Origin of the sequence: Vagococcus carniphilus, from assembly GCF_014397115.1 — a bacterium.
Lineage (GTDB): Bacteria > Bacillota > Bacilli > Lactobacillales > Vagococcaceae > Vagococcus > Vagococcus carniphilus.
Genome location: NZ_CP060720.1, coordinates 747,629 through 772,038 on the forward strand (window position 1 = coordinate 747,629; position 24,410 = coordinate 772,038).

The 24,410-nt window shown below is 30.3% G+C and carries 21 protein-coding genes; 19 read left to right on the top strand and 2 right to left on the bottom strand.

Annotated elements, in window-relative coordinates; translation table 11 throughout:
- Nucleotides 1–8: 8 nt before the first annotated feature.
- From H9L18_RS03825 to galU, 18 genes are all read left to right on the top strand, one after another.
- Nucleotides 9–827: an ABC transporter permease gene (locus H9L18_RS03825; protein WP_126790870.1), complete on the top strand. Its 819-nt coding sequence runs from the start codon at nucleotides 9–11 to the stop codon at nucleotides 825–827.
- A gap of 18 nt (nucleotides 828–845) precedes the next feature.
- The gene (locus tag H9L18_RS03830) at nucleotides 846–2,021 is read left to right on the top strand and encodes a CDP-glycerol glycerophosphotransferase family protein (RefSeq protein ID WP_126790868.1); all 1,176 of its coding nucleotides are present in this window, start codon (nucleotides 846–848) and stop codon (nucleotides 2,019–2,021) included.
- Between the two features lie 3 nt (nucleotides 2,022–2,024).
- Complete coding sequence (locus tag H9L18_RS03835) at nucleotides 2,025–5,570, top strand: CDP-glycerol glycerophosphotransferase family protein (protein ID WP_126790866.1); 3,546 nt, start codon at nucleotides 2,025–2,027, stop codon at nucleotides 5,568–5,570.
- Between the two features lie 265 nt (nucleotides 5,571–5,835).
- Nucleotides 5,836–6,948 carry a non-hydrolyzing UDP-N-acetylglucosamine 2-epimerase gene (wecB, locus tag H9L18_RS03840; RefSeq protein WP_126790864.1) on the top strand — a complete coding sequence of 371 codons (1,113 nt, stop codon included), beginning with the start codon at nucleotides 5,836–5,838 and terminating at the stop codon, nucleotides 6,946–6,948.
- A gap of 52 nt (nucleotides 6,949–7,000) precedes the next feature.
- Nucleotides 7,001–7,948 carry a YveK family protein gene (locus H9L18_RS03845; protein WP_126790862.1) on the top strand — a complete coding sequence of 316 codons (948 nt, stop codon included), beginning with the start codon at nucleotides 7,001–7,003 and terminating at the stop codon, nucleotides 7,946–7,948.
- Nucleotides 7,949–7,980: 32 nt separating this feature from the next.
- Nucleotides 7,981–8,676 carry a CpsD/CapB family tyrosine-protein kinase gene (locus H9L18_RS03850; protein WP_126790860.1) on the top strand — a complete coding sequence of 232 codons (696 nt, stop codon included), beginning with the start codon at nucleotides 7,981–7,983 and terminating at the stop codon, nucleotides 8,674–8,676.
- 21 nt (nucleotides 8,677–8,697) lie between these two features.
- Complete coding sequence (locus H9L18_RS03855; protein WP_126790858.1) at nucleotides 8,698–9,465, top strand: tyrosine-protein phosphatase; 768 nt, start codon at nucleotides 8,698–8,700, stop codon at nucleotides 9,463–9,465.
- A 13-nt stretch (nucleotides 9,466–9,478) separates the two neighbouring features.
- Nucleotides 9,479–11,293, top strand: coding sequence for a polysaccharide biosynthesis protein (locus H9L18_RS03860; RefSeq protein ID WP_126790856.1), 1,815 nt, complete (start codon nucleotides 9,479–9,481; stop codon nucleotides 11,291–11,293).
- Nucleotides 11,294–11,295: 2 nt separating this feature from the next.
- Nucleotides 11,296–11,910: a sugar transferase gene (locus H9L18_RS03865; protein WP_126790854.1), complete on the top strand. Its 615-nt coding sequence runs from the start codon at nucleotides 11,296–11,298 to the stop codon at nucleotides 11,908–11,910.
- Nucleotides 11,911–11,917: 7 nt separating this feature from the next.
- Entirely contained in the window at nucleotides 11,918–12,808 is an 891-nt protein-coding gene (locus tag H9L18_RS03870) for an NAD-dependent epimerase/dehydratase family protein (RefSeq protein ID WP_126790852.1), read from the top strand.
- Complete coding sequence (locus H9L18_RS03875; protein WP_126790850.1) at nucleotides 12,805–13,935, top strand: glycosyltransferase family 4 protein; 1,131 nt, start codon at nucleotides 12,805–12,807, stop codon at nucleotides 13,933–13,935. The genes H9L18_RS03870 and H9L18_RS03875 overlap by 4 nt, the downstream gene beginning before the upstream one ends.
- A 62-nt stretch (nucleotides 13,936–13,997) precedes the next feature.
- Nucleotides 13,998–15,185: a CDP-glycerol glycerophosphotransferase family protein gene (locus H9L18_RS03880; RefSeq protein WP_126790848.1), complete on the top strand. Its 1,188-nt coding sequence runs from the start codon at nucleotides 13,998–14,000 to the stop codon at nucleotides 15,183–15,185.
- A 2-nt stretch (nucleotides 15,186–15,187) separates the two neighbouring features.
- A complete protein-coding gene (locus H9L18_RS03885) occupies nucleotides 15,188–16,360 on the top strand; it encodes an EpsG family protein (protein ID WP_126790846.1) in 1,173 nt (390 codons plus the stop codon).
- Nucleotides 16,361–17,893 carry a lipopolysaccharide biosynthesis protein gene (locus tag H9L18_RS03890; RefSeq protein ID WP_126790844.1) on the top strand — a complete coding sequence of 511 codons (1,533 nt, stop codon included), beginning with the start codon at nucleotides 16,361–16,363 and terminating at the stop codon, nucleotides 17,891–17,893.
- Between the two features lies 1 nt (nucleotide 17,894).
- Nucleotides 17,895–18,986 (top strand): glycosyltransferase, encoded by a 1,092-nt coding sequence (locus tag H9L18_RS03895; protein ID WP_185847372.1) that lies wholly within the window; start codon nucleotides 17,895–17,897, stop codon nucleotides 18,984–18,986.
- Between the two features lie 43 nt (nucleotides 18,987–19,029).
- Complete coding sequence (locus H9L18_RS03900) at nucleotides 19,030–19,980, top strand: NAD-dependent epimerase/dehydratase family protein (protein WP_376765009.1); 951 nt, start codon at nucleotides 19,030–19,032, stop codon at nucleotides 19,978–19,980.
- 43 nt (nucleotides 19,981–20,023) lie between these two features.
- A complete protein-coding gene (gene tagD, locus H9L18_RS03905; protein WP_126790838.1) occupies nucleotides 20,024–20,431 on the top strand; it encodes a glycerol-3-phosphate cytidylyltransferase in 408 nt (135 codons plus the stop codon).
- 66 nt (nucleotides 20,432–20,497) lie between these two features.
- On the top strand, nucleotides 20,498–21,388 hold the full coding sequence (galU, locus tag H9L18_RS03910; RefSeq protein ID WP_126790836.1) for a UTP--glucose-1-phosphate uridylyltransferase GalU: 891 nt from the start codon (nucleotides 20,498–20,500) through the stop codon (nucleotides 21,386–21,388).
- 40 nt (nucleotides 21,389–21,428) lie between these two features.
- On the opposite strand, the gene H9L18_RS03915 is transcribed toward galU, so the two are convergent.
- Both H9L18_RS03915 and H9L18_RS03920 read right to left on the bottom strand, forming a co-directional pair.
- A complete protein-coding gene (locus H9L18_RS03915) occupies nucleotides 21,429–22,244 on the bottom strand; it encodes a hypothetical protein (RefSeq protein WP_126790834.1) in 816 nt (271 codons plus the stop codon).
- 1 nt (nucleotide 22,245) lies between these two features.
- Nucleotides 22,246–23,484, bottom strand: coding sequence for a hypothetical protein (locus H9L18_RS03920; protein ID WP_126790832.1), 1,239 nt, complete (start codon nucleotides 23,482–23,484; stop codon nucleotides 22,246–22,248).
- Between the two features lie 171 nt (nucleotides 23,485–23,655).
- Here H9L18_RS03920 and H9L18_RS03925 point away from each other — a divergent pair, with 171 nt between their 5' ends.
- Nucleotides 23,656–24,348: a hypothetical protein gene (locus H9L18_RS03925; protein WP_126790830.1), complete on the top strand. Its 693-nt coding sequence runs from the start codon at nucleotides 23,656–23,658 to the stop codon at nucleotides 24,346–24,348.
- Nucleotides 24,349–24,410 lie beyond the last annotated feature (62 nt).

Sequence of the window (24,410 nt, forward strand, 5' to 3'; positions counted from 1 at the left end):
TTTTAAACGTGAATGACGTAAAAACAATAATTTTAGAGCAAATCAATAATTTTGGGATTATTCGACGTATTTCTAAATACGAAGAAAAAGCAACCTATCAAAGTCACTATCTTGGACTTATTTGGCAGTTTCTAAATCCTGCCATTCAAATTGGGATTTATTATCTAGTATTTGGACTTGGTGTAAACCAAGGTCGTAAAGCAGATGGGGTTCCTTATATTGTTTGGATGTTAATCGGGATCATTGCTTGGTTCTTTATCAACAGCTCCATCTTAGGTGGTTCTAATAGTATTTACCGCCAAGTTGGTATGGTATCTAAGATGAAGTTCCCTGTGAGTATTTTACCATTAGTGAATATTACCAGTAACTTTGTTAGCTACCGTGCGATGATGATTCTTCTAATGGGAACGATGTTTGGTTTTGGCATTTCCCCAACTATTTATTGGTTACAGTATATCTATTACTTTATCTGTATGATTGCCTTTTTATTCGCCTTTGGTGTTTTAAACTCGACGATTACAGTTTTAGTAAGAGATTACCATATTATGCTTCAATCTATTTTGAGATTATTATTCTACATTTCAGGTCCAATTTGGAACTTTAAAACAATGTTTAGAGGAACAAGCCACAGATGGTTTATTAGATTATTAGAGTTAAATCCAATTTATTACATTATTGATGGTTTTAGAGACTCATTCCTTTCGAAGGGATGGTTCTGGGAAAAAGGAACACAAACGATCTTTTTCTGGTTAGTTGTCATGTTCCTACTTATTGTCGGCTCTCATATCCATATGAAATTTAGAGCACGATTTGTTGACTTTATTTAAGATTAAAGGAGCACAGACATGAAGGGTCTCGTTGAATCAGCGATTAAACAACTATTTAAATTGATTGGCTTCTTTCATAATGACCAAATTATCTATTTTGAAAGCTTTCATGGTTCGCAGTACAGTGATAATCCAAGAGCTGTTTTTGAATGGATGAGAGATGAATATCCTGAGTACACCCTTGTATGGGGCGTGAACAAGGGAAGTGAGGAACCTTTTCGTGAAGAAAAGGTTTCTTATGTATTACGCTTTTCTCTTAAATGGTTTTTGACGATGCCAAGAGCAGGCGCTTGGGTCATTAATACAAGAACGCCGCTTTGGTTAGCTAAGAATAAAAAAACGACTTATATTCAAACGTGGCATGGAACACCATTGAAGAAAATCGGACGTGACATTTCTCAAGTGAATATACCAGGTTATACAAAAGAAACGTATGACCAATCTTTTTCTGACGAATCTAAAAGATGGGACTATCTGGTGTCACCCAATGAATATTGTACACGTATTTTCAAACAAGCCTTTGATTATCACGGGAACATGTTAGAAGTAGGTTATCCAAGAAATGATGTGTTAGTTCAAAAAGCACAAGAGAAAACAATTGAGCAAACGTTAAAAATTAAACATCATTTTCCAGTAGATAAAAAATTAGTGCTATATGCACCAACCTGGCGTGAAACGGAAAATCGAGAAAAAGGAAAGTATGCTTTTACAACAGAATTTCCTTTTGATGAAGTAGTGGAGCAGTTTGGCGAAGAAGCTATTTTATTAGTAAGGATGCATTACTTAGTAGCGCAACAATTTGATTTTTCTAAGTATGCTGGAAAAGTTATTAATGTCTCAACAGGTTATGATATGAGTGATTTATTAGCAGTGGCAGACCTCCTAATAACGGATTACTCCTCTTGTTTCTTTGATTTTGCGATAACGAATCAACCGATGCTTTTCTTTATACCAGATCAAAAAAATTACGAAGAAGAGATGCGCGGTTTTTATTTTCCAATGGAAGAAACTGTTCCAGGGAAATTAGTAAAAACAAAACATGAATTACTTGAAGAGCTACATCAGTGGGAAGAAAATTCAGAAAGTATAAAACCTTCAACATATGAAGCATTTAAAACCAAATTTACACAGCTTGAAACAAATCAAGCGGCTAAAAAAGTGTCAGATGCAATAGTTAGTAAGAGAAAGGATTAAACCATGGGATTAGTAAGTAAAGGAATGAGGTTGGTAGGACCAGCCATCTTACCAAAAATTTCTTATCATAAAAAAACGATAGATCAATACACGAAGTATTATTTATCAGAATCAGTTGAAAAAAATACAATTTTATACGAAAGTAGAGACGGAAAATCCTTAACAGACTCTCCTTTTGCTATTTTTGAGTATTTATTAAAGACTGATAAAAATTTAGATTACACCCATGTTTGGGTAGTGACACCAAGTGCTGAATTAGAAAAAGTAATGGCAACATATAAAGATAGAAGCAACGTCCAGTTTGTTGTTAGAAACTCTAATGATTACTTAAAATGGCTCACAAAAGCAGAGTACTTAATTAATAACTCGACGTTTCAACCTTTTGTAACAATCAAAAAAGAGCAAACTTATATCAATACTTGGCACGGAACGCCGCTAAAAACCATGGGATTTGATATTCCGGGAAATCCGGCAGATGCTAAAAACGTGGTACGTAACTTCTTTATGGCAGATTATTTAATCAGTCCGAATCAACACACCACAGACATGTTTGTTAAAAGTTATCGACTACATGACAATTACATGGGACAAATCATTGAAGATGGGTATCCAAGGATTGATCAAACCTACAAAGATAATGTGGATCACTTGTTAAAAACATTGTTTGAGTTTCAAGTTGAGATTGATTTAAGTAAACAAATTTTACTTTATACCCCTACTTGGAAAGGTGGTAACTTATCTGCTTCTAAAAACGAAGTGGCTCAAATCCATCATGAAATGAGTTTAGTCCGAGAAAAATTTGGTGAAACGTATAATGTCTTGATTAAAGTCCATCCATTCCTTTACGAAGAGGCTAAGAGTTATCCAGAGCTTGTCCCTTACTTGATACCAGACATTATAGATACCAACCTCTTATTAGGGATTGTGGATTGTTTAGTAACAGATTACTCAAGTATCTTCTTTGATTACCTAGTAACTGATAAACCAATATTCTTCTATTGTTGGGATGATGATTTATATTCCAATAAACGAGGTAAGTATTTTGAGTACGAAGAGTTACCTGGACCAGTTGCCTTTAATATAGAAGAACTTATCCTAAAGTTAGAAACGATGGATGAGCAAAAAGAAATCTACAAAGAAAACTACGCAACGTTCAAAGAGAGATTTACACCGTATGATGATGGACACGTAACAGAGCGTTTAGTGGATATTATCTTTAAAAAGGAAAAATTACCTCAAGTAAAAGTCATTGAACCAACAAGTATCAAAAAACGATTACTAATCTATCCAGGCGGGATGAGAAGTAATGGGATTACAAGTAGTTTTATCAACTTACTTCAAAATATCGATTTTGATGAGTATGATGTGGTTTGTTTCTTAGACAATATCGGAACAGCAGATCAAGTTAAAAATGTTTCTTTCTTACCAGAGAATGTTTCTTTCCTTTTTAGGTTTGATATAGCCAACTATACAGTGAAAGAAAGATACCAAGATTTGCATATTCATATGCACGGGGTCAAAAAAGGAAAAGAAGATAAATACCCACAAGATATCTATGAAAGAGAAGTTAGACGTCTTTTAGGTGGACAACGATTTGACGTGGCAATTGACTTTAGTGGTTATAGCTTAAACTGGAGCAAATACATCTTAGGAGCTAAAGCTGATAAGTATGTGTGCTACTTGCACAGTGATATGATGCAAGACAAAGAGCGTGAAGTAAACGGTAGAAAAATTCATAAAATGAACTTGCAAGGCATATTCAGTGCTTACCACCGTTACGATGAGCTTGTCTCTGTATCAGAAGCCATTAAAGAAGTGAATCAAGAGAAGTTAGCGAAATATGCAGCGCCTGAAAAGTTCACTTATGCAGTTAACACAATTGATCCTGACAAGATATTAGGGAAAAAACAAGAAGCTGAAAAAGAAGACGTATTGGAGACAGAGATGTTCTTTAGAGATGCACACTTGATTCATCCAAAAGAAGACCATATTATCCGTACCTCAAGACCAGATATGGTTTTAGGAAATCGTCAGACAAGACGTTTTGATGAGTCGAAAATTAATCTTTTAGGGAAATTTACTTATAACGAAGAAGATTATTATAAATTTACTCAAAATGGAGCTTACGTCGGTTGGATTAAAGGTGATGAGGTTGAAGTTGAGCCAACTAAAGTTTTAGCTAAAAATGAGGTAAGTTACTTTGCAAAAATTAATACACGAGGCAGTGATTACCTTCAAACAGAACCAATTGGATTAGAAACAAGCTATCCTCTTTCAAATGCAGGTGGTTTAAAAAATATCTACCTTCCAATTGAAGAAGAGGTCATCACTCAAGAAGAGACATCTGTCAAAATTAAATTAGGTGGAAAAGAGCTAGGTTGGTTACCAAAAAGTAAGATGACTTACTCAAGGAAACTAAATTGGACTAAAGATAATCATCCACCAATGAAAATCAAAGCTTTAAGAAGATTAACTTTAACAATTAATCATTTGGAGCGCAGGCAGACAATCAAAAATGTTCAGTATCGACCACTGAAAAAAGAGGTCATTGAAGGTTACTTTACTAATAGTACAACTCATTCAGTTAAAGGTTACGCACAACCTAAAGTGTTAGAGTCACATCAAGACCTAGGCGTTGTAACTTTAATTTATGTCAATTCACTTTGCACGACAGCTAATGGCCGTTGGTTTGAAACATTAGATGAGTCAGGAAAAACACAGTGGATTCAATTTGAAGAATTGATTTTATCTCCGATTGTAGATGAAATGATTATCTTTGAAAAAGAAGTTTATGACGAAGTAACATTCTTAAGACAAGAAGTACCTGTTTACGCTTCTAAAGAAGAATGCCTAGCAGGAAATATGACTCTAGCAAAAGCATTACCTAAAGCAATTGCCATCAAAGAGATGAAAACATCACTAAGCCGAGAGTTTGTGTTAGTTCAGTGGGAAGAAAAAGAATTATGGGTTGAAAAAGAGTTAACCCATGCTGAACCACTAGATGGAATCTTAAATGCAGAAGATGAGTTAGTACCATTTCCAGATAAAGAGAAGACAAATATCGTAACAACGGGTCGCTTGTCTCAAGAAAAGAATCAAGTGACATTGATTGAAGCTTTTGCTTTATTCCAAGAAAAAAATTCGGAAAGTCATTTGTATATTATTGGCTCAGGCCCTGAAAAAAATCACTTGGAAGAAAAAATCAAAGAATTATCGTTAGAAAAAGAAGTTACTCTTTTAGGTCAAATCTATAATCCTTTTGCTTTTATGAAGCACTGTGATGTATTTGCTTTAACATCACTCTATGAAGGTCAATCAATGGTCCTTTTAGAAGCCTTAACATTAGGAATGAAATGTATGTCAACCGATATTCCGGCTTGTAGGAAGGTATTAGAAGACGGAGAGTATGGTGTACTAGCAAAAAGCAATGATGCAGCAGGGGTAAATGAGGCAATCGAAGAGTTAATTAATGGGAAACACAGTTTTAAAACATTTGATGCTTATAAATACAACAAACTAGCTCTTCAAATGTTCTATGATTTATTGTAAAATGTAAGTTAGTAAAAATAAGCAGCTCTATAAATTAAAATAGTGAGTATTTTGACATTTTTCGGTAATTAAGTTGAAAAGTTAATAATATGTGAGAAGAATCTAACAAACAGAGGTCTAAAACCAATTTTGTTTTTATTTTATCGAATATTATAACGTTTTAACAAAAAATATATTGAATATTTGTTTGGATAGCTATATTATAGAGTGGAGTGTCTGGAGCACTCCTTTTTTATGCTGAATAATAAAGGAGCTAAGTGACAGGATGAATAAGAAGAAAATCATGAGCATCTTTGGAACAAGGCCAGAAGCCATCAAGATGGCACCAGTTGTAAAAGAGCTGGAAAAAAGCCCTGAGTTTGAATCAATTGTAGTGATTACAGCTCAACAAAGAGAGATGCTAGATCAAGTCTTATCTGTTTTTAAGATAAAACCAGATTATGATTTGGATATAATGTTACCTAATCAGACGCTATCTCAAATCACGAGTCGCGTGTTAGAGAAATTAGATCCTATTTTGGCTGAAGAAAGGCCAGACATTATTTTGGTTCACGGAGACACAACGACTTCATTTGTCGCAAGTCTAGGAGCCTTTTATCATCAAATAAGTATAGGACACGTAGAAGCAGGTCTTAGAACATGGGATAAATACGCACCGTACCCAGAAGAAATGAATCGGCAGATGACGGATTGCTTAAGTGATTTATACTTTGCTCCAACCGAGCTGAGTAAAAAAAATCTACTGGCATCAAACATTGACGAAGCTAAAATAATTGTTACAGGAAACACAGTGGTAGATGCGCTAAGTGAAACAACTCTACATGGATTTACTCATCCAGTGACTAAAGAATTGAAAAAGGATAGTAAAAAAATTCTTTTAACTTGTCACAGGAGAGAAAATTTTGGTGAGCCAATGAGAAACATTTTCAAAGCTGTCGTTGATATGGTTGAAACATATGAGGATATTGAGGTCATTTATCCCGTTCATCCAAATCCGAATGTGAAGAAATTAGCTGAGGAGATGTTTGAAAAGCAAGAGCGAATTCATTTAGTTGAGCCGATGGATGTGATAGATTTTCATAATTGTATGAAAGAAAGTTACTTTATTATGAGTGACTCAGGTGGCATCCAAGAAGAAGCACCGTCTTTAGGAAAACCAGTATTGGTTTTACGAGACGTAACAGAACGTCCAGAAGGCCTAGAAACAGGCATTTTAAAATTAGTTGGAACTAATACACAAACTATTTTAAACGCCGTAAAAGACTTGATGGAGGATACAAGGTATTATAAGTCCTTGAGTACAAAAGGAAATCCTTATGGAGATGGCTTAGCAAGTAAACGAATTGCGAAAGCACTCAAGGAATATGGTAATAAATAAAGTTAGCAATGAATCAAAAAAATATTAAAAAGTTAACAATTTGGAGGAACAAATGGAAGAGACAATTAGTTTACAGGAGATAATTACGTTATTAAAGAAAAAAGCTGTATTGATTTTATCAATGTTTTTTATTGGGGTTGGGTTGTCAGCTTTAATTACATTTATGGTAATCACACCGAAGTATAGTGCGACATCACAGTTGATTGCAACTTCTCAGAGTAAAGATAATACAAATGCAAATACTGATAGTATTAATAGTAACTTAATGATGATTAATACTTATAAAGATTTTATCAAAGGAAGAGTTGTAACAGAAACAGCTAGAGAAAAATTAGAAGAAGAACATGGATTTAAAGGTACAGCAGATGATATTAAAAATATGATTGCAGTTGAACAAACGCAACAATCACAAATGTTTTCGATTGTTGTAACTTCTGAAAATCCAGAAGAAGCAGCTACGGTTGCAAATGTAGTTTCTGATATTTTTAAAAAAGAAGCTAAAGAGTATACAGATGCAGATAAAGTGTCCGTCATATCTAAAGCTGAAACACCAACGAGTCCAGTGTCTCCAAATAAAAAAATAAATTTAGCAATTGGAGGAGTTTTAGGTTTAATTATTGGTATTGGATTATCGTTATTAAGCCAATTGTTCAATCGTACAGTGAAATCGATTGATTACATGTCAGATCAATTGAATATTCCGATTTTAGGAAGTATACCATTAATGGATGATAAAAGTATTAACGAAGTCCGCAAGAAACAGTGGGCTGCTTTAGAAGATGCTAATTCAACTATTGAAGGTTCAAATGATCATTATGAGTTTGATTTAGATGACGAGGTTGATGGTTTAGAAGCAGACTTATCAAGTTTGAGAAAAGATGTAAATTTAGAAGAAACGATTGACTTGTCAGAGCTTAATATTACTAAAATAGACCTAACTAACTTGGAAAATGAAGCTGATATATTATCAAAGAAACCAGATAGTAGACGTAAAAGATAAAGAAGTGAACTATTATAAAGAGGAGCTCAAAAATGGCTAAAAAATATAAAAATCATTTATTAAATCCTGAGGCAGCAACGTTATTCACGATTGTTGATCCCTTGTCTCCAATTTCGGAGCAATACAGAACGATTCGCACCAATATTATTTATTCAAAAGCTGAGAGTAAAACACAAAGCGTAATTGTAACCTCATCAGGTCCAGCAGAAGGTAAGTCAACAACATCTGCTAATTTAGCAGTGGTTTTTGCTCAATCTGGTATTAAAACATTATTAGTGGATGCGGATTTAAGAAGACCAACCGTTCATCGAAGTTTTGACATTGATAATACCAAGGGATTAAGCAGTTTGTTAAGTGTTCGTCGTATGTCTTTAGGAGATGTCATTCAAGAGAGTGATGTTCATAACTTAAGTTTACTTCCGAGTGGACCAATTTCACCTAATCCATCAGAGCTATTATCATCAGCACGTATGCGTAAAGTAATGACAATATTAAAAAGTCAATATGATTTTATTATCTTTGACGTTCCGCCAATTACTACAGTAACAGATGCTCAATTAATTGCATCACAAGTAGATGGTGCTGTGTTAGTAGTTCGTGAAGGCAAAACAGAAAAAGCGGGACTAGAAAGAGCAGTAAAATTAATACAACAAGTTGATTCAGATGTATTAGGAACTGTTTATGTAGGCGAAAATCAAAGTCAGGATTACAGCTATTATTATAGCTAAGAGTTAAAGGGGAAATAATAAATGCTTGTCGATATACATTGTCACATTTTACCAGGCATCGATGATGGTGCCCAAACCATTGAAGATTCATTGGCTATGGCTGAACTAGCTGTATCAGAAGGCATTACACATATTCTTTGTACACCCCATCATAATAACGGAGTGTACATGAATAAAAAAGATCAAGTAATTCCGTGTGTATCTGAATTACAAACTGTTTTGGATGAAAAAAAGATTCCTTTAACCTTGTACGAGGGACAAGAAGTAAGAATATCTCATGATTTATTAAAAAGAGTAGCACAAAATGAGATCTTGTTTACTGATTTAGATGATACGTATATTTTGATTGAATTTCCATCTAGTGAAGTTCCTTTGTATGCACATCGTGTATTGTTTGATCTATGTACGAATGGTTACAAACCGGTTATTGTCCATCCAGAAAGAAATGGACAAATCATGAAAAACCCGAATTTAATGATTCCCTTCATAGAAATGGGATGCTTGGGTCAAGTAACTTGTGCAAGCTACACAGGCCAATTTGGGAAAGAAATCCAAAAAGTATCTAAAGTGATGATTGAACATAATTTGGTTCATATGTTAGCTTCAGATGCTCATAGCACGGGACATCGTAGTTTCTTTACAAAGGAAGCATACGATAAGTTAGAGAAAGAATTTGGTGACGAAAAGTGTCAATACTTTAAGCAAACGGTTAAGGATATTGTAAATGGGGAAAAAACAACTATCTTGCCGCATGAAGAGTACAAAAAAAAGTTTAAATTGTTTGGTTAGGTGGTTGTGTTAAATGAGTAGAAAAACAAAAATGGCAATAATATTGAGCATTGATTCTTTAATCATTGTTTTTGCTAGTTTATTAAGTAATATTTATTTAAATTCGATAATGCCAGTTTCAAGAAGATATATGGTGTACGCACTGGTCCTCCAGTGGACACTATATATCTTGTTTGGCTTCATATTTAATGTGTTTAATCGTATTAATCGTTATACAAGTATCAATTCTCTAATATCAATTTTTGCGGCAGTAACATTATCAAGTGGATTGGAATTTGTTTTTTTTAGTGTGTTAAAAAGTGATTTTGCAGACTTAGCTCAAACGATATCTTCCTATTTTTTAACCCTATTGTTAATTATGAGTAGTCGCATTATTTGGCGAGTTTTAGTAGAGCATAAGACAAATAATGTGAAAGAAGAAATTGAAATGCAAAATGCGTTTATCATCGGTGCAGGAGATGCAGGAGAATTTCTTTATAATACACTAAAGAAAAGTACGGATAAATCTCATTTAGAAATAAAAGGATTTATAGATGATGATGTAAATAAATACAAAACAGTCTTATCAGGTAAAAAGGTATTAGGTAACATTGAAGATTTACCTAAGCTAGTTAAGGACTATCAAGTGGAAGTTTTAACTGTAGCTATTCCATCTATGACTGCTTCTGAGTATGAACGATTACTTGATATAACCAATCCTTTAGACGTAAAGATATTTTCAATTCCTTCTATTGAAGAATTAGCAACAGGACAAGTTGAGGTAACAAAACTTAGAGAAATTGATGTAGTTGATTTATTAGGTCGAGAAGAAGTTAAACTAGACATGGAAGTTATTCAAAATCAATTGACTAATAAAGTTATTATGGTGACTGGAGCAGGTGGTTCAATAGGTTCTGAGATTTGTCGCCAAATAATGGAGTTCTCACCAAGCAAAATTTTATTATTGGGACATGGGGAAAATTCGATTTATTTAATTGAGAAAGAACTTCGCCAAAAATTTAGTAAAAAAAATACAGAGATAGTCCCTGTAATTGCGGATATTAGAGATGCAAGTCGAATATTTGAAGTCATGGCGCAACACAGACCTGATATTGTCTATCATGCAGCAGCACACAAACATGTACCGTTAATGCAGTATAATCCAACGGAAGCATTAAAAAATAATATCTATGGCACTAAGAATGTAGCCGAGGCATCTTTAGCAAATGACGTAAAATCTTTTGTGATGATTTCAACAGACAAAGCAGTTAAACCGCCAAATGTTATGGGGGCTACAAAACGGATTGCTGAAATGATTGTAACAGGGCTTAATGGCAAAGGAACAACTAAGTTTTCAGCTGTTCGATTTGGTAATGTGTTAGGAAGCCGAGGCAGTGTTGTTCCTTTGTTTAAAGAGCAAGTAGCTAAAGGCGGACCATTAACGGTTACCGATTTTAGAATGACCAGATACTTTATGACAATTCCAGAAGCAAGCCGTTTGGTAATCCAATCCGGTTCATTAGCAAAAGGTGGAGAAATCTTTATATTAGACATGGGAGAACCTGTTAAAATATATGATTTAGCTAAGAAGATTATTAAGTTAAGTGGTTACACTGAAAATGAAGTGGCCATTATTGAGACTGGCATTAGACCTGGCGAAAAATTGTATGAAGAATTATTAGTAGATAAAGAAATATCTAAAGAACAAGTTCACGATAAAATTTTTGTAGGAAATGTGAACGGCTTTACTTATGATGAAGTTATTGAAAAAGTAAATAGCTTACCAAATGATGAAGAATCATTATCAAGAGAGTTAATTGGTTTTGCCAATTTATCAAGTGAGGAGTAAATATGTATAAAAATGGTTTGAAGAGAGTAATAGACTTTGTACTCTCTTTAATTGGAATTATCGTGTTATCACCAGTTTTCTTAATTTTAGTTATAGCGATTAAATTAGATTCAAAGGGTCCAGTGATTTTTAAGCAAAAGCGTATTGCAAAAAATAAAGAAACATTTAATATTTATAAATTTAGAACAATGAGAATTGATACACCTAAAGAAATGCCAACACATTTGTTGGATAATCCAGATTATTTTATTACTAAAGTTGGAAAATTTCTTAGAAAAACAAGCTTAGATGAATTACCACAATTATTCAATATCTTAAAAGGTGATATGGCTATCATTGGTCCAAGACCTGCTCTATGGAATCAAGATGATTTAATAGCAGAACGAGATAAATATGGAGCAAATGATATTCGTCCAGGATTGACAGGATGGGCTCAAATTAACGGTCGTGACGAATTAGAAATTGAATACAAGGCTCAATTAGATGGTTACTATGTCGACAAAGAGAGTTTTTCAATGGATGTAAAATGTTTCTTTGGAACAATTGTTTCAGTGTTTAAATCTGATGGTGTTTTAGAAGGTGGAACAGGAACAAAAGAAAGTGTAGAAAAGGAGTAGTAAGTCAGTGAAGAGAATTTTAATTACAGGTGAAAATAGTTACATCGGCACTTCTTTTGGTACATTTATGAAACAATATCAAGATGATTACTTAGTAGACACTATTTCAGTTAGAGACGATGAATGGAAACAAAAAGATTTTTCTTTATATGATGCTATTTATCATGTTGCCGGAATTGCTCACGCAGATGTTGGTAAAGTAACAAAAGAACAACAAGAATTATATTATAAAGTAAATAGAGATTTGACTTATGAGGTTGCAAAAAAATATAAAGAAGATCGAAAAGATGCTTTTTCACAATTTATCTATATGAGTTCTATTATAGTTTACGGAGATAATGTGAGTATTAGAAAAAAGAGAGTTATTACAAAAAATACAAAACCAAATCCATCAAATTTTTATGGAGATAGCAAGCTACAGGCTGAATTAAAAATACAGCCGTTGGCAGATAATAATTTTCAAGTGTGTATTGTCCGTCCGCCAATGATCTATGGACCAAAGAGTAAAGGAAATTATCCACAGTTAAGGAAGTTAGCGCTTAAACTTCCATTTTTTCCAGATATACCTAATGAGAGATCTATGCTATTTGTTGGAAATTTGATGATTTTTGTAAAAAAAATGATTGATGGAAAACTATTAACTGGTATTTATTGTCCGCAAAATAATGAGTATGTAAGAACTAGTTACATGGTTAGAGAAATTGCCGGTGCACATACAAAAAAAATAAGATTGTTTAAATTTATGAATTGGAGTATTTATTTGTTAAGTTATATACCAGGTAGAATTGGTAATTTAACAAATAAAGCATTTGGAAATTTGGTTTATGAAAAAAATGTATTAGAGTGTGAATTTATAAATTTATATTCAAGTATAAAAGAAACGGAATGTTTTAAATGAAAAAGGCCTTAATTGTGTCATCTGTGGCATCAATGATACAACAATTTAATATGGAAAACATAGTGATTTTAAAACAACTTGGATACGAAGTCCATGTAGCAACAAATTTTAATGAACCAGGAAATATAAGTTTAGAAAAATCTGATGAATTAAAAAGAGATTTGGAAAAGTTAAATGTAAAATGTTTTCAAGTAGATTTTGCTAGAAGCCCTATGGATTTCCAATATTTTTTATTAGCCAAAAAACAATTAAGTAAAATTGCAGAGAATGAATACACATTAGTTCATCTGCATTCACCAGTGGGTGGAATAATAGGACGAATCGTTTTTAGGAACAAAAAAAGTAAAGTAGTTTATACTGCACACGGATTTCATTTTTATGAAGGAGCTCCTCTAAAAAATTGGCTGATATTTTACCCAATCGAAAAAATATTTTCTAAGCATACAGATGTTTTAATTACAATAAATAAAGAAGATTATTTGTTGGCAGAAAAAAAATTTAAAAATACAAAAGTAGTTGCTATTCCAGGAATAGGAGTAGATGTAGATAAATTTAATAATATAGACTTTGATGATTCTAAATATCAAGAATTAGGTTTGAATAAAAATGATTATATATTGATATGTATAGGAGAACTGAATAGCAATAAAAATCAAAATCATTTACTTGAGGTAACAAAATCATTAAAAAAAACAATTCCTGAAGTAAGGTTGTTATTGGTAGGAAAAGGTTCTGCTGAAATAGAATTAAAAAAAAGAATTAAAGAATTAAATATATATGATAATGTGAAAATACTTGGTTATAGAGAAGATATACCAGAGTTGATTGCTTTATCTGATATACTAGTATCTGCTTCTAAAAGAGAGGGATTACCTGTAAATATTATTGAAGGATTAGCAAGTTCAAAACCAATAGTAGCATCTAATTGTAGAGGAAATAAAGACTTGGTAATTAATGATTATAATGGTTATCTTTCTGAAATAAATAATGTAGATAAGATGGTTACTGATATACAAAATATTTATGAAAAACCTGAATTAAAAAAACAATTTGAAATTAATAGTCATAAGATGGCATTTAAATACGATAAAAATGTAGTTAAGGATATTATGAAGAAAATATATTAATAAGACTACCTTTCTATTTTTTTCATTAGAGTTTTTAATAGGTTGCAAAGGGAATGATATAAATGAAAAACTTAATAAAAAATTTTCTTAAAAGTAATAAAACCTTTTATAAATGCTATCATGTTGTATTTAGTTTAATATTAAAAATATTCGGTCTTTTTATTAAAGTTCGACCAAAACAAATATTATTTGTTGTATATGGTGGGAAAAGATACGATGATAGCCCACGTTTTGTTTATGAGTACATGAAAAAATCTGGTAATTATGATGATTATAAATATGTATGGGCTTTTGATAATGTGGAGGAAAACTTAGAAAATGTTTCTGAAGACGAAATAGTAAAAATAGACACAATTTCTTATTTTATAAAAGCTCTTCAATCCGGATATTGGATAACTAATTCAAGTTGTGCAAGAGGTTTAAAATTTAAACAAAAGAAAACAAAGAATATATTCTTTTCACATGGAACAGCTGGAATAAAAAAAATAGGTTTCGATTTAAGTCCAGAAAATACCTCATTTGGAGGTTTCGATGAAAAATTTGAAAAAATATTTATTCAAGGAACAGATAAAGAAATTTCAATATTAAAACATGCTTGGAATGTTGATGAATCTGTATTACATAATCTGGGATTACCAAGAAATGATGAATTATTTGAGGATAGAGATTCTGAAAAAATCGAAAGATTAAAAATGAAGTTAAATGTGCCATTAGATAAAAAGGTGATATTATATGCACCAACTTTTAGAGAGTATAAAAAAGATTCAAAATATGCTAATTATTTATCTATACCATTCGACTTTGCTCTGTGGGAAAAAGAATTATCTGAAGATTATGTTTTATTGGTAACAGCGCACTACGAGGTATCAGAACTTCTAAATATCCCTAAAGAGAGTAATTTTGTATTTAATGCTTTTAAATATCCTTATATTAATGATCTTATATTAATATCAGATATTTTAGTGTCAGATTATTCAAGCATAATACTCGATTATTTAATTACTGGTAATCCATATTTTTCATATGCTTATGACTTCAAAGAATATTCTGAAAATAGAGGTTTGTATGATGGTTATGAAGAAATTTTTTTAGATGGACCGTTTTTTGAAGAAAAAGAATTAATAAATATAATAAAAAATATGGATGAAAAAAAATACAATGTTTACGCAAAAAAACAAAAGAAAATATTTTTAGCGTCTGATAGCTCAGTTGTTGCAAGCGTGGTAAAAAATATTTTTGAGGAGGAATAAGAATGGAATCAAGATATCACGATATGTTCTTTTTTTCAATTGAGTACTTGTTTTTTTGTTTAATTTTATTGTTTGTAATGTTAATTATAAAAAGTGTTTTAAAAAAAAAGAATAGTGGTCTAATAACAGGATTTACAGTATTGGTAATAATTTCTGCTATAAGGGTAAATACAGGTTCAGATTATTTTAATTATTACTCAATGTATAATAATTCCATTAGATACTATAATTCAGTGTCAGATATTTTTAGAAGTGGGTTTCAACAAGGATATATGGTATTAAGTTATTTAGTAAAGCAAACTTTCGAAAATGAATTTTTTATTTTTTTTGTATGTGCTGTAATAATAAATTCTTTAATTTTTTATATAATCTCTAAATACTCACCATATCCATTACTAAGCGTTTCGCTCTATTTATTTATGGGATATTTTCTTATTTCTTTAAATATTTTAAAACAATCATTAGCAATGTCTGTGATGTTTTTAGCAGTAATCTTTTTTTTGAAAAAAAGATATTTATTATTTACTATATTATGTCTAATTTCTACTTATTTTCATATTACAGCTTTAGTTTTCGTTGCAATTCTCTTGATAGCGAAATTCACAAAAGTGAGATTATCACTAAATGTTCTTTATTTATCAGTTTTTTTCAGCTTTTTGGTGCTACCTTTTTCAAATGTTGTTTTTAAATTAGCTGCTAATATCTCGATATTTTCTAAATATCAAATGTATTTAGAAAGTCCATTGGATAGAGGAGATATGCGATTTATAGTGAATGTATTATTTTTTGTAATTATTCATACAATTATTTTACACATTATTATAAAAAATATACAGAACGGAAAAATTAAAATTAATAATTTTGAGTACATACTTCTTAAAGTTATGATTATTGGTTTAATGTTATCGATAGTTTCATTAAGATTGTATTATATTAACAGAATATCGTATTATTGTTTTCAGTTACTAATATTGCTTATTCCACTATTAGTGTCTAAATTATCAAAAATTGAAATAAGAACGTTAGTTAGAAAAAAAATAATTATGGGATTAATGGTGTATTCCTTAATATTTACAGTTTTATCCGGAGAAAATAATTATTATAATTATTCAACAATTTTTAATGATCTACCTGTTAGTGTAATGGATTTTGTTGGTAGAGGAGGAAGAAAGTAATTGAATGGATCAGATAGAGCACAAAAATCTATGAAAAACATTTCGTATGCTTTGATTGGTCAAATATCTGCGTTATTAATTAGTTTTATTTTACGTATGGTGTTTGTCAGAAGTTTAGGAAAAGATTATTTGGGAATAGATAGTTTGTTTGTAAGTATTGTATCAATGCTGTCATTAGCCGAGTTAGGTGTAGGATCTGCAATAAATTATAGTTTGTATAGACCAATATCGGAAAATAATGTAGAAAGAATAAAGTCTCTAATGTTTTTTTATAAGAATATTTATAAAAAAATTGGAATTGCTATTTTCGTTATTGGTATTTCTATTACACCTATCATTATTAAATCGGCAGAAGGTAATATTAATAACATAGGTATATATTTTATATTATTTGTTATTAACAGTGGTATTTCGTACTTTTATTCATACAAAAAAACTCTAGTTATCGCTGATCAGCATAGACATATAACAATAATTTATAGATACTCATTTTACTTTATTATGGTACTAATACAATTAATAATTTTATTGGTATGGAAAAATTATTTTTTATATTTGGTAATTATGTTGATTTTTACTTTTTTAGAAAACTTTTTTATGTCTAAAAAAGCAGATCAATTATATCCATATTTAAAAGAAAAAAAAATATCCCCTTTAGATAAAAATATAAAAAAAGAAATATTAAAAAATACGTATGCAATGAGTTTTCACAAGATAGGTGGTGTTGTTGTTAATTCAACAGACAACATCGTAATAACAAAATTTTTAGGATTATCAGTAGTAGGTATGTATTCAAATTATCTATTGATAACTAATTCACTTAATATGATTTTTGGACAAATATTTTCATCTATTATTGCTAGCATCGGAAATTTAGGAGTAGAAGAAAGTAAAGAAAGAGTAGAAACAACTTTTAATGCAGTATTTTTTTATTGTTTTTTTATAGTATCATTTTCAACAGTTATGTTATATATTTTATTAAATCCATTTATTAGAATATGGGTAGGCTCCAGTTATATTTTGAATAACACAATTGTCATCTTTATTTGTATAAATTTTTTTATAGTTCAGATAAGAAGAGGAGTTTTAACTTTTAGGGATGCTCTAGGCTTATATTGGTTTGATAGGTATAAACCAATAATAGAATCAGTATTGAATATTTTTCTTTCCGTATTTTTTGTTCAAATATTAGGTCTTTCTGGTGTTTTAATAGGTACTATTTTAAGTATGGTATTAACTAGTGTATGGATTGAACCGTATATATTATACAAACATGCTTTTAATAAGAAACCGTATCACTACTTTGTCAAATTAGCTTTTTATTCTAGTGTCACGTTTATATTTGCTGCGATAATAACGGTATTAAAAAATAAAATATTATTGTTAGAATTAAATAATAGTTTAATTGAGTTTATGATTATTTTATTAGTATCTGTTTTTACGTATATTATCTTATTTGTAGCTATTTTTTTTAGAAATGCTTATTTAAAAAAAATTTTAAAAAAAATGAAAGTTTTTAATGTGGGTGTTTAAAATGGAAAGAATTTTACATTGCTTACCAGGAAATTTAGATGTAGGTGGAATAGAAAATTTTATTATAAATATAAATCGATACATCGATAAAACAAATTATAAATTTGATTACATTGTTCATAAAAAAGATAAAAATTTTTATGAAGATGAAGTTAATAGTTTAGGTGGAAAAATTTATAGATTACCAAATAAGAGTAAAAATTTTATCGAATATAAAAAACAGTTTATCAAAATAGTAAAGAATTATAACATTATTCATATACATTCAGTGTATGCTTTTACTTTTTTTGAAGCTTACTGGGCAAAAAAAATGGGAGTAAAAGTAATTCTACACTCTCATAATTCTTCAGCATCTTTTAAAAGAAGAATGCTCCATTATATATTAAAAAACTCTCAAGACAGGTATATAGATTTAAGGTTGTCATGTAGTTCTGCAGCAACCAAATGGATGTTTAGAAAAAGAAGTCAGAATAAGACCGTATATATACGTAATGGCTTTGATATTCATAAGTACAGGTTTAACAAATTATCCAGAGACAAATTAAGACAGTACTATGATATTGGAGAAAAAGACATTGTTTTAGGTAATACTTCAAGATTTTCTGCACAAAAAAATCCATTATTCACTATCGATATTTTTAATAAATTATATTTAAATGATGATAGATACAGATTGGTTTTGGTTGGCGAAGGAGATTTAAAAAAAGAAATAGAAAATAAAATTAAAGAATTAAAGCTTATTGATGTGGTTAAAATAATCGATGGTGTTAAAAATGTTGAGGATTATTTAAGTATGTTTGACCTTTTTATTTTTCCATCTTTATACGAAGGTTTAGGTATTTCATTATTGGAGGCTCAAATTAATGGTTTAAATTGCTTAATTAGTCAGAATATTCCAGAGGAAGCGATAATTTTAAAGGAAAAAATATTTATATTGTCAAATGAACATATAGAAGAGTGGCAAAAATGTATTCTGAATATTAATTTTAATGAGTTAAGATTAGTTAGTTTAGAAGAATTTGAAGATTTTGATGTAAAAAATGTTGTTAACGAGATTGAAAAAAAATATTTTAAGTTAATGCTAACAAAATAATTTAAAATATGCTAATATCGAAAGTAGAAGGTGAAAATTAATTATGAAAATACTTATTACTGGTGGAGCTGGATTTATAGGCTCTAATTTAGCTGAAAAACTTTCTAGTCAAGCTGAAATATTTATAGTAGATGATTTGAGCATGGGAAAAAAAGAAAATTTAAGAAATGTGGATAATGTAGTATTTTATGAAGAAAGTGTTCTAAATAAAGATTTTATGAAAAGATTATTAAATAGGGAAAATTTTGATTATATTTTTCATCTAGCAGCAGTGGCAAGTGTTGCTGATTCTGTCAAGAGACCACAAGAAACCCATGAGGTTAATTTTATGTCAACATTAATCATTTTAGAAATATTAAGAAAAATGAGTAATCGGAATTTAAAAAAATTTGTGTTTTCTTCATCAGCTGCTGTCTATGGTGATGATAAAATACTACCCAAAAAAGAAAATTCTAATATACAACCGCTATCTCCATACGCAATAGATAAGTTTGCATCAGAAAAATATGTTCTTACCTATAACAATTTGTATGATATACCGACAACTGCAGTGCGATTTTTTAATGTATTTGGACCAAATCAAAACCCAACTTCACCTTATTCGGGAGTAATTTCAATAATTCTGGATAAGTTTAAAAAAAATCTTAATGGAGAAATGACTAAATTTAGTTTATTTGGGGATGGAAAACAAACAAGAGATTTTATTTATATTGATGATGTAATTAATGCTCTCTGGATAGTAGCAATCTCTGACAGCACATTTGGAAAAACTTTTAATGTAGGTACTGGAAATGAAACAAGTATTAATGATATTTTGATAATAATTTCTAAATTTTTAAAAATGGAGTTAAATATAGAAAGAATGGAAGAAAGGGATGGAGATATACGTAATTCTGTGGCAGATATAAATGAGCTAGAGAAATTGGGCTTTGTATGTAGTTATACAATTGAAACAGGGTTAAAAAATTATTTAATGAAGTTAAAATTAGTTTGATTTCTATTAATTATTAAATTAGACAACATAAGGTGGTTTAAAAATGAGAAAAGTAATTACATATGGAACATTTGATTTACTTCATTATGGTCATATCAATTTGTTACGACGTGCTAAAGAGCAAGGAGACTATTTAATTGTTGCATTATCTACAGATGAGTTTAACTGGGATGAAAAACAAAAGAAATGTTATTTCTCTTATGAAAAGAGAAAAATGCTTCTTGAAGCTATTCGCTATGTGGATTTAGTTATCCCAGAAAATGGCTGGGAACAAAAGATAACTGATATCGATGAATTTAAAGTTGATGTATTTGTCATGGGAGATGACTGGAAAGGTAAATTTGACTTTGTTAAAGAAACCGGTGCGGAAGTTGTTTACTTAGAACGTACACCAGAAATTTCAACATCTCAAATCAAAAAAGATTTAAACGATAAGAAATTAGCTAAATAAACAAAAAAGTTACTAGACTTTGTTTAGTAACTTTTTTTTATGAATAAAACTATTAGGAGAATAAAAATGACAAGAGTAAAAAAAGCAATTATACCAGCTGCGGGATTAGGAACTAGATTTTTACCAGCAACAAAAGCAATGGCAAAAGAAATGCTTCCAATTGTAGATAAACCAACGATTCAGTTTATTGTTGAAGAGGCTATTAAATCAGGAATTGAAGATATTTTGATTGTAACAGGGAAAGCTAAAAGACCAATCGAAGATCATTTTGACTCAAATATCGAATTAGAGACTAACTTAAAGCAAAAGGGTAAAGATGACTTACTACAATTAGTAGAAGAAACAACAGGCCTTAATATGCACTTCATTAGACAATCTCATCCACTAGGTTTGGGTCATGCTGTATTGCAAGCTAAGTCTTTCGTAGGTGATGAACCATTTGTTGTTATGTTAGGTGATGACTTGATGTCAGATGAAGTACCTTTAACTAAGCAATTAATTGATAACTATGATAGAACTCATTCTTCTACGATTGCGGTAATGGAAGTACCTAAGGAAGATGTTTCTAAATATGGTATTATTGCTCCAGGGCAAGAAGTGGAAAAAGGACTATTTAGTGTGAATAATTTTGTGGAAAAACCAGCTATTGAAGATGCTCCAAGCAATATGGCTATTATTGGAAGATATTTGCTAACACCACAAATTTTTGACATTTTAGCTAATCAAAAACCAGGAGCAGGTAATGAAATTCAATTGACTGATGCCATTGATACATTGAATAAAACACAACGCGTATTTGCTCATAACTTTACTGGTACTCGTTATGATGTTGGAGATAAATATGGCTTTATGAAGACAAGTATTGAATATGGTTTACAACATCCTCAAATTAAAGATGACTTGAAACAATTTATTTTAGATAAAAGTGATGAGATTAGAAAAAATGAAAAGAAATAAATTTAAAAAGAACCAAATCAAATGAATGATTTGGTTCTTTTTATACAATAAATTTAATATACGTTCTATCATCATAGGATGATTGATTAGGTTTTATACCTTTTGTACTTTTATATTGATGAAACATCATTGGATCCAGTTCAATGATAGATTCCAAGTGTTTTTCACTTTCTTTAAGTGAGTTTTTAAGAACAGGGTAACCATCAGAAGCAAGAACGATCGTATCATTTGGTGAAACTGTAATTTTTTTTAAATAATGATGATTAAAGTTAATACCATCTAAAACAGGATAACCAAGTTCATGGTCGGAATTAGCAAGTTTACTTTGATTTTTTAAAAGAGGTAGTATTGCTTTTCTTCCAATATCCTCTTCTAGTATTTGAGAGAAGGGGATGTTGTTAATTTTATAATAGGTTGTTAAAACCTGACTTCTTATTTCACCATTAATTTTATCAATTTCTTTTTCGTTATTGATTTCAACATGGTTAATCAAACACTTAGAATCCCCATAAATCCAAATTTCTTGCCAGTAAGCACTAAATAGAATAATAGTGGCTTGTAGTCGGTCATTGTTATTTGATATAAAGAAATTTTTATTCTCTTGATACTGTGCAGATATGGCATCAGTGATGGCATAAAAAAAATCATTGGAGTTAATATTGTGTGGTAACTGAGAAATCCTCTTCATGATTATATCTTTACACACTTTTCCTGGCTTGTCTTTCCAAGCATAAGTAGAGTCTTTATCAGTTACTCCGTCAATTACCGCAATAAAATTTTCATCTTGATACAACCCATCTTCATTCTCTTCATCATTATAGGATTTTCCTTTTGAGAAGTATTCAATAATATTCATACTATAGCTCCTTGTTGATATTAAAATATAAAGCTAATACTGCTAAGTGAGCAGGGGATATTTCAAAGTATTTTGAATCAATTTTTAGTAAGGTTGATTTAAATATTTCTCCATTATCTAACTGTTCTTTTAATTCGATATCGGAAATACCAATTAATTCTTTTCCGTCAACTATCATTTTCTCACTTTTTTCTTTACTTAAATGTTCTTGGAAAAAGTGGTTATGTTCTTTAAAAGTAAGAGGACTTTTTAAAGCCATTAGTAGTTGTGGTTTTCCTCCTTCGAAAAGTTCACTGAAAAGAGAGACTGTGTTACGCTTTAAAGAAAAACTTTCGAAGTACTCGTCTGGAGAAACACCAAGTTCATCTTGAATTTCTTCTTTTATAGAATTTTCAATATCAGAAATCCCAATTTGAGAGAAATGATTTTCAAAATATTTTGGTTTAATACTTGCTCCAACACTAATCCCAAGTTTTCTCTTCCCAATCGAGATATCTTTACTTCTTTTAACAAAAATAACTTTATGATCATCGGTGATTACAATAATATTGACTCCTAAATGATTAGAATACTGAGAATTATTTAAAGGCGATAAAAAAGGTCCAGGCTCATAAAATCTTCTCAAGGAAAGATTATTTGGTAGTGTAACATCTTGTGATCGATTCGTTAGAAGTGAGTTAAAAAAAGTTGTCTTTGAGTATGTGATATTAATTTTATCATTACTCGAAGTGATATTATCAACTCGTATTAAATCTTGATTGTAAGTTTTAGATTTTCCGTGAGCATCAATTAGTTGTTCTAAATAAGTCATACATAGATCAGGTAAAACGTAAGCATCAGGATTAAAAGTAAGACTGAAGTCTTTTTTGAAATCTTCTTTTTTTAAGATTTCGACGATTGGTATTTTGTTACCATTGTATTCAACCAAAGGCTCACTTTTATATTTATCAGAAATAGATACAAAATCTTCTGAAACCTTAGCTAAATCCTCAGTTATATTTTTAATAACCTTAAAGGCACCTTCAGCAATAATTAAAAATAGGATAGAAACGAACAAGGGAATATCAAAAAGATCTAACCAAGTAAAATCAGCATCAAACCGACTAAAGTGTATAAGAATTGCTAATGCAATAAAAACAACGATTAGTCTAAATAGATTTAACCAATCATTAAAGAATAGACAAAGGGATTTCCAAATTTTCCAATCTTTTTTTTTCTTCACTAATATACCAACTTTCATTTTTCTCTACTCTTATAGTATACACAATCTATAATTAAAAGGACTAAAAGTTTATTTGATTATTCATTATAATGTGTTAATCTATTATTGGTTATAAAAAGCATATATAGTTCTTTTAATCTTTTTTATAACAACTTAAAGACCTTAATGTGATAGGATGGAGATAAAAAAATGAGCCGTAACAAAAAAGTTGGAATTATTACAGTTTTAGTTTTAGTATTAGTGATATTTTCTTATTTATCTGGTAATCGTTGGGGAACAAAGTCTGATATTATTTCAGCATTTGCAACATTATTTGCTTTATTATTTGCTTATTTTGCCTATAAGCAATCGGAGGTTTCTAATAAAATGGCAAAAGAGGCTTTAGAGGCACAGCTTAATCCTTTGCCTGCTTTAAATTTTGCTTTAAGAAGTAAGTTTGATGACAAAGGTTGTCCTTCAGGTTATGAGTTAGTATGTGTTAATAGTGGAGATGGTATTGCAATTTTATCAGTTAATAGTTTTAGAGATATAGAAGTAACTAACGAAAATGCTATTCAAGTATCTTTTTTTGGTAATCAAACAAAAGATATAGAAAATGATTCTAAGGAATCTAGGACTCAAGAAACAGAGCTTATCAGAAAAGGGAAAGGAGTTGTAGCTTTTCATGATGAACTAGTTAATAGTGTTGTCTTATTGCCTCAAGAAATAAAAGTTCTTTTCAGTAGTTCTAAATTTCTAATTAGAAAGACAAGTAGTATGCATAAGGAGAGTAAAGAATTTCTTATTAGTTTTCATGATGATGTTACTAAAAAAAATCATAATGTCTTTTTATTTTATAATGACATGAATGGTAGAAATACGCTTTCTGTTAGAGTTGAATAAAGTAAGTTATTGAGTGTTAATAAAAAATTCGAAGTCACTAAAAAACTCGTATGAACAAGTCA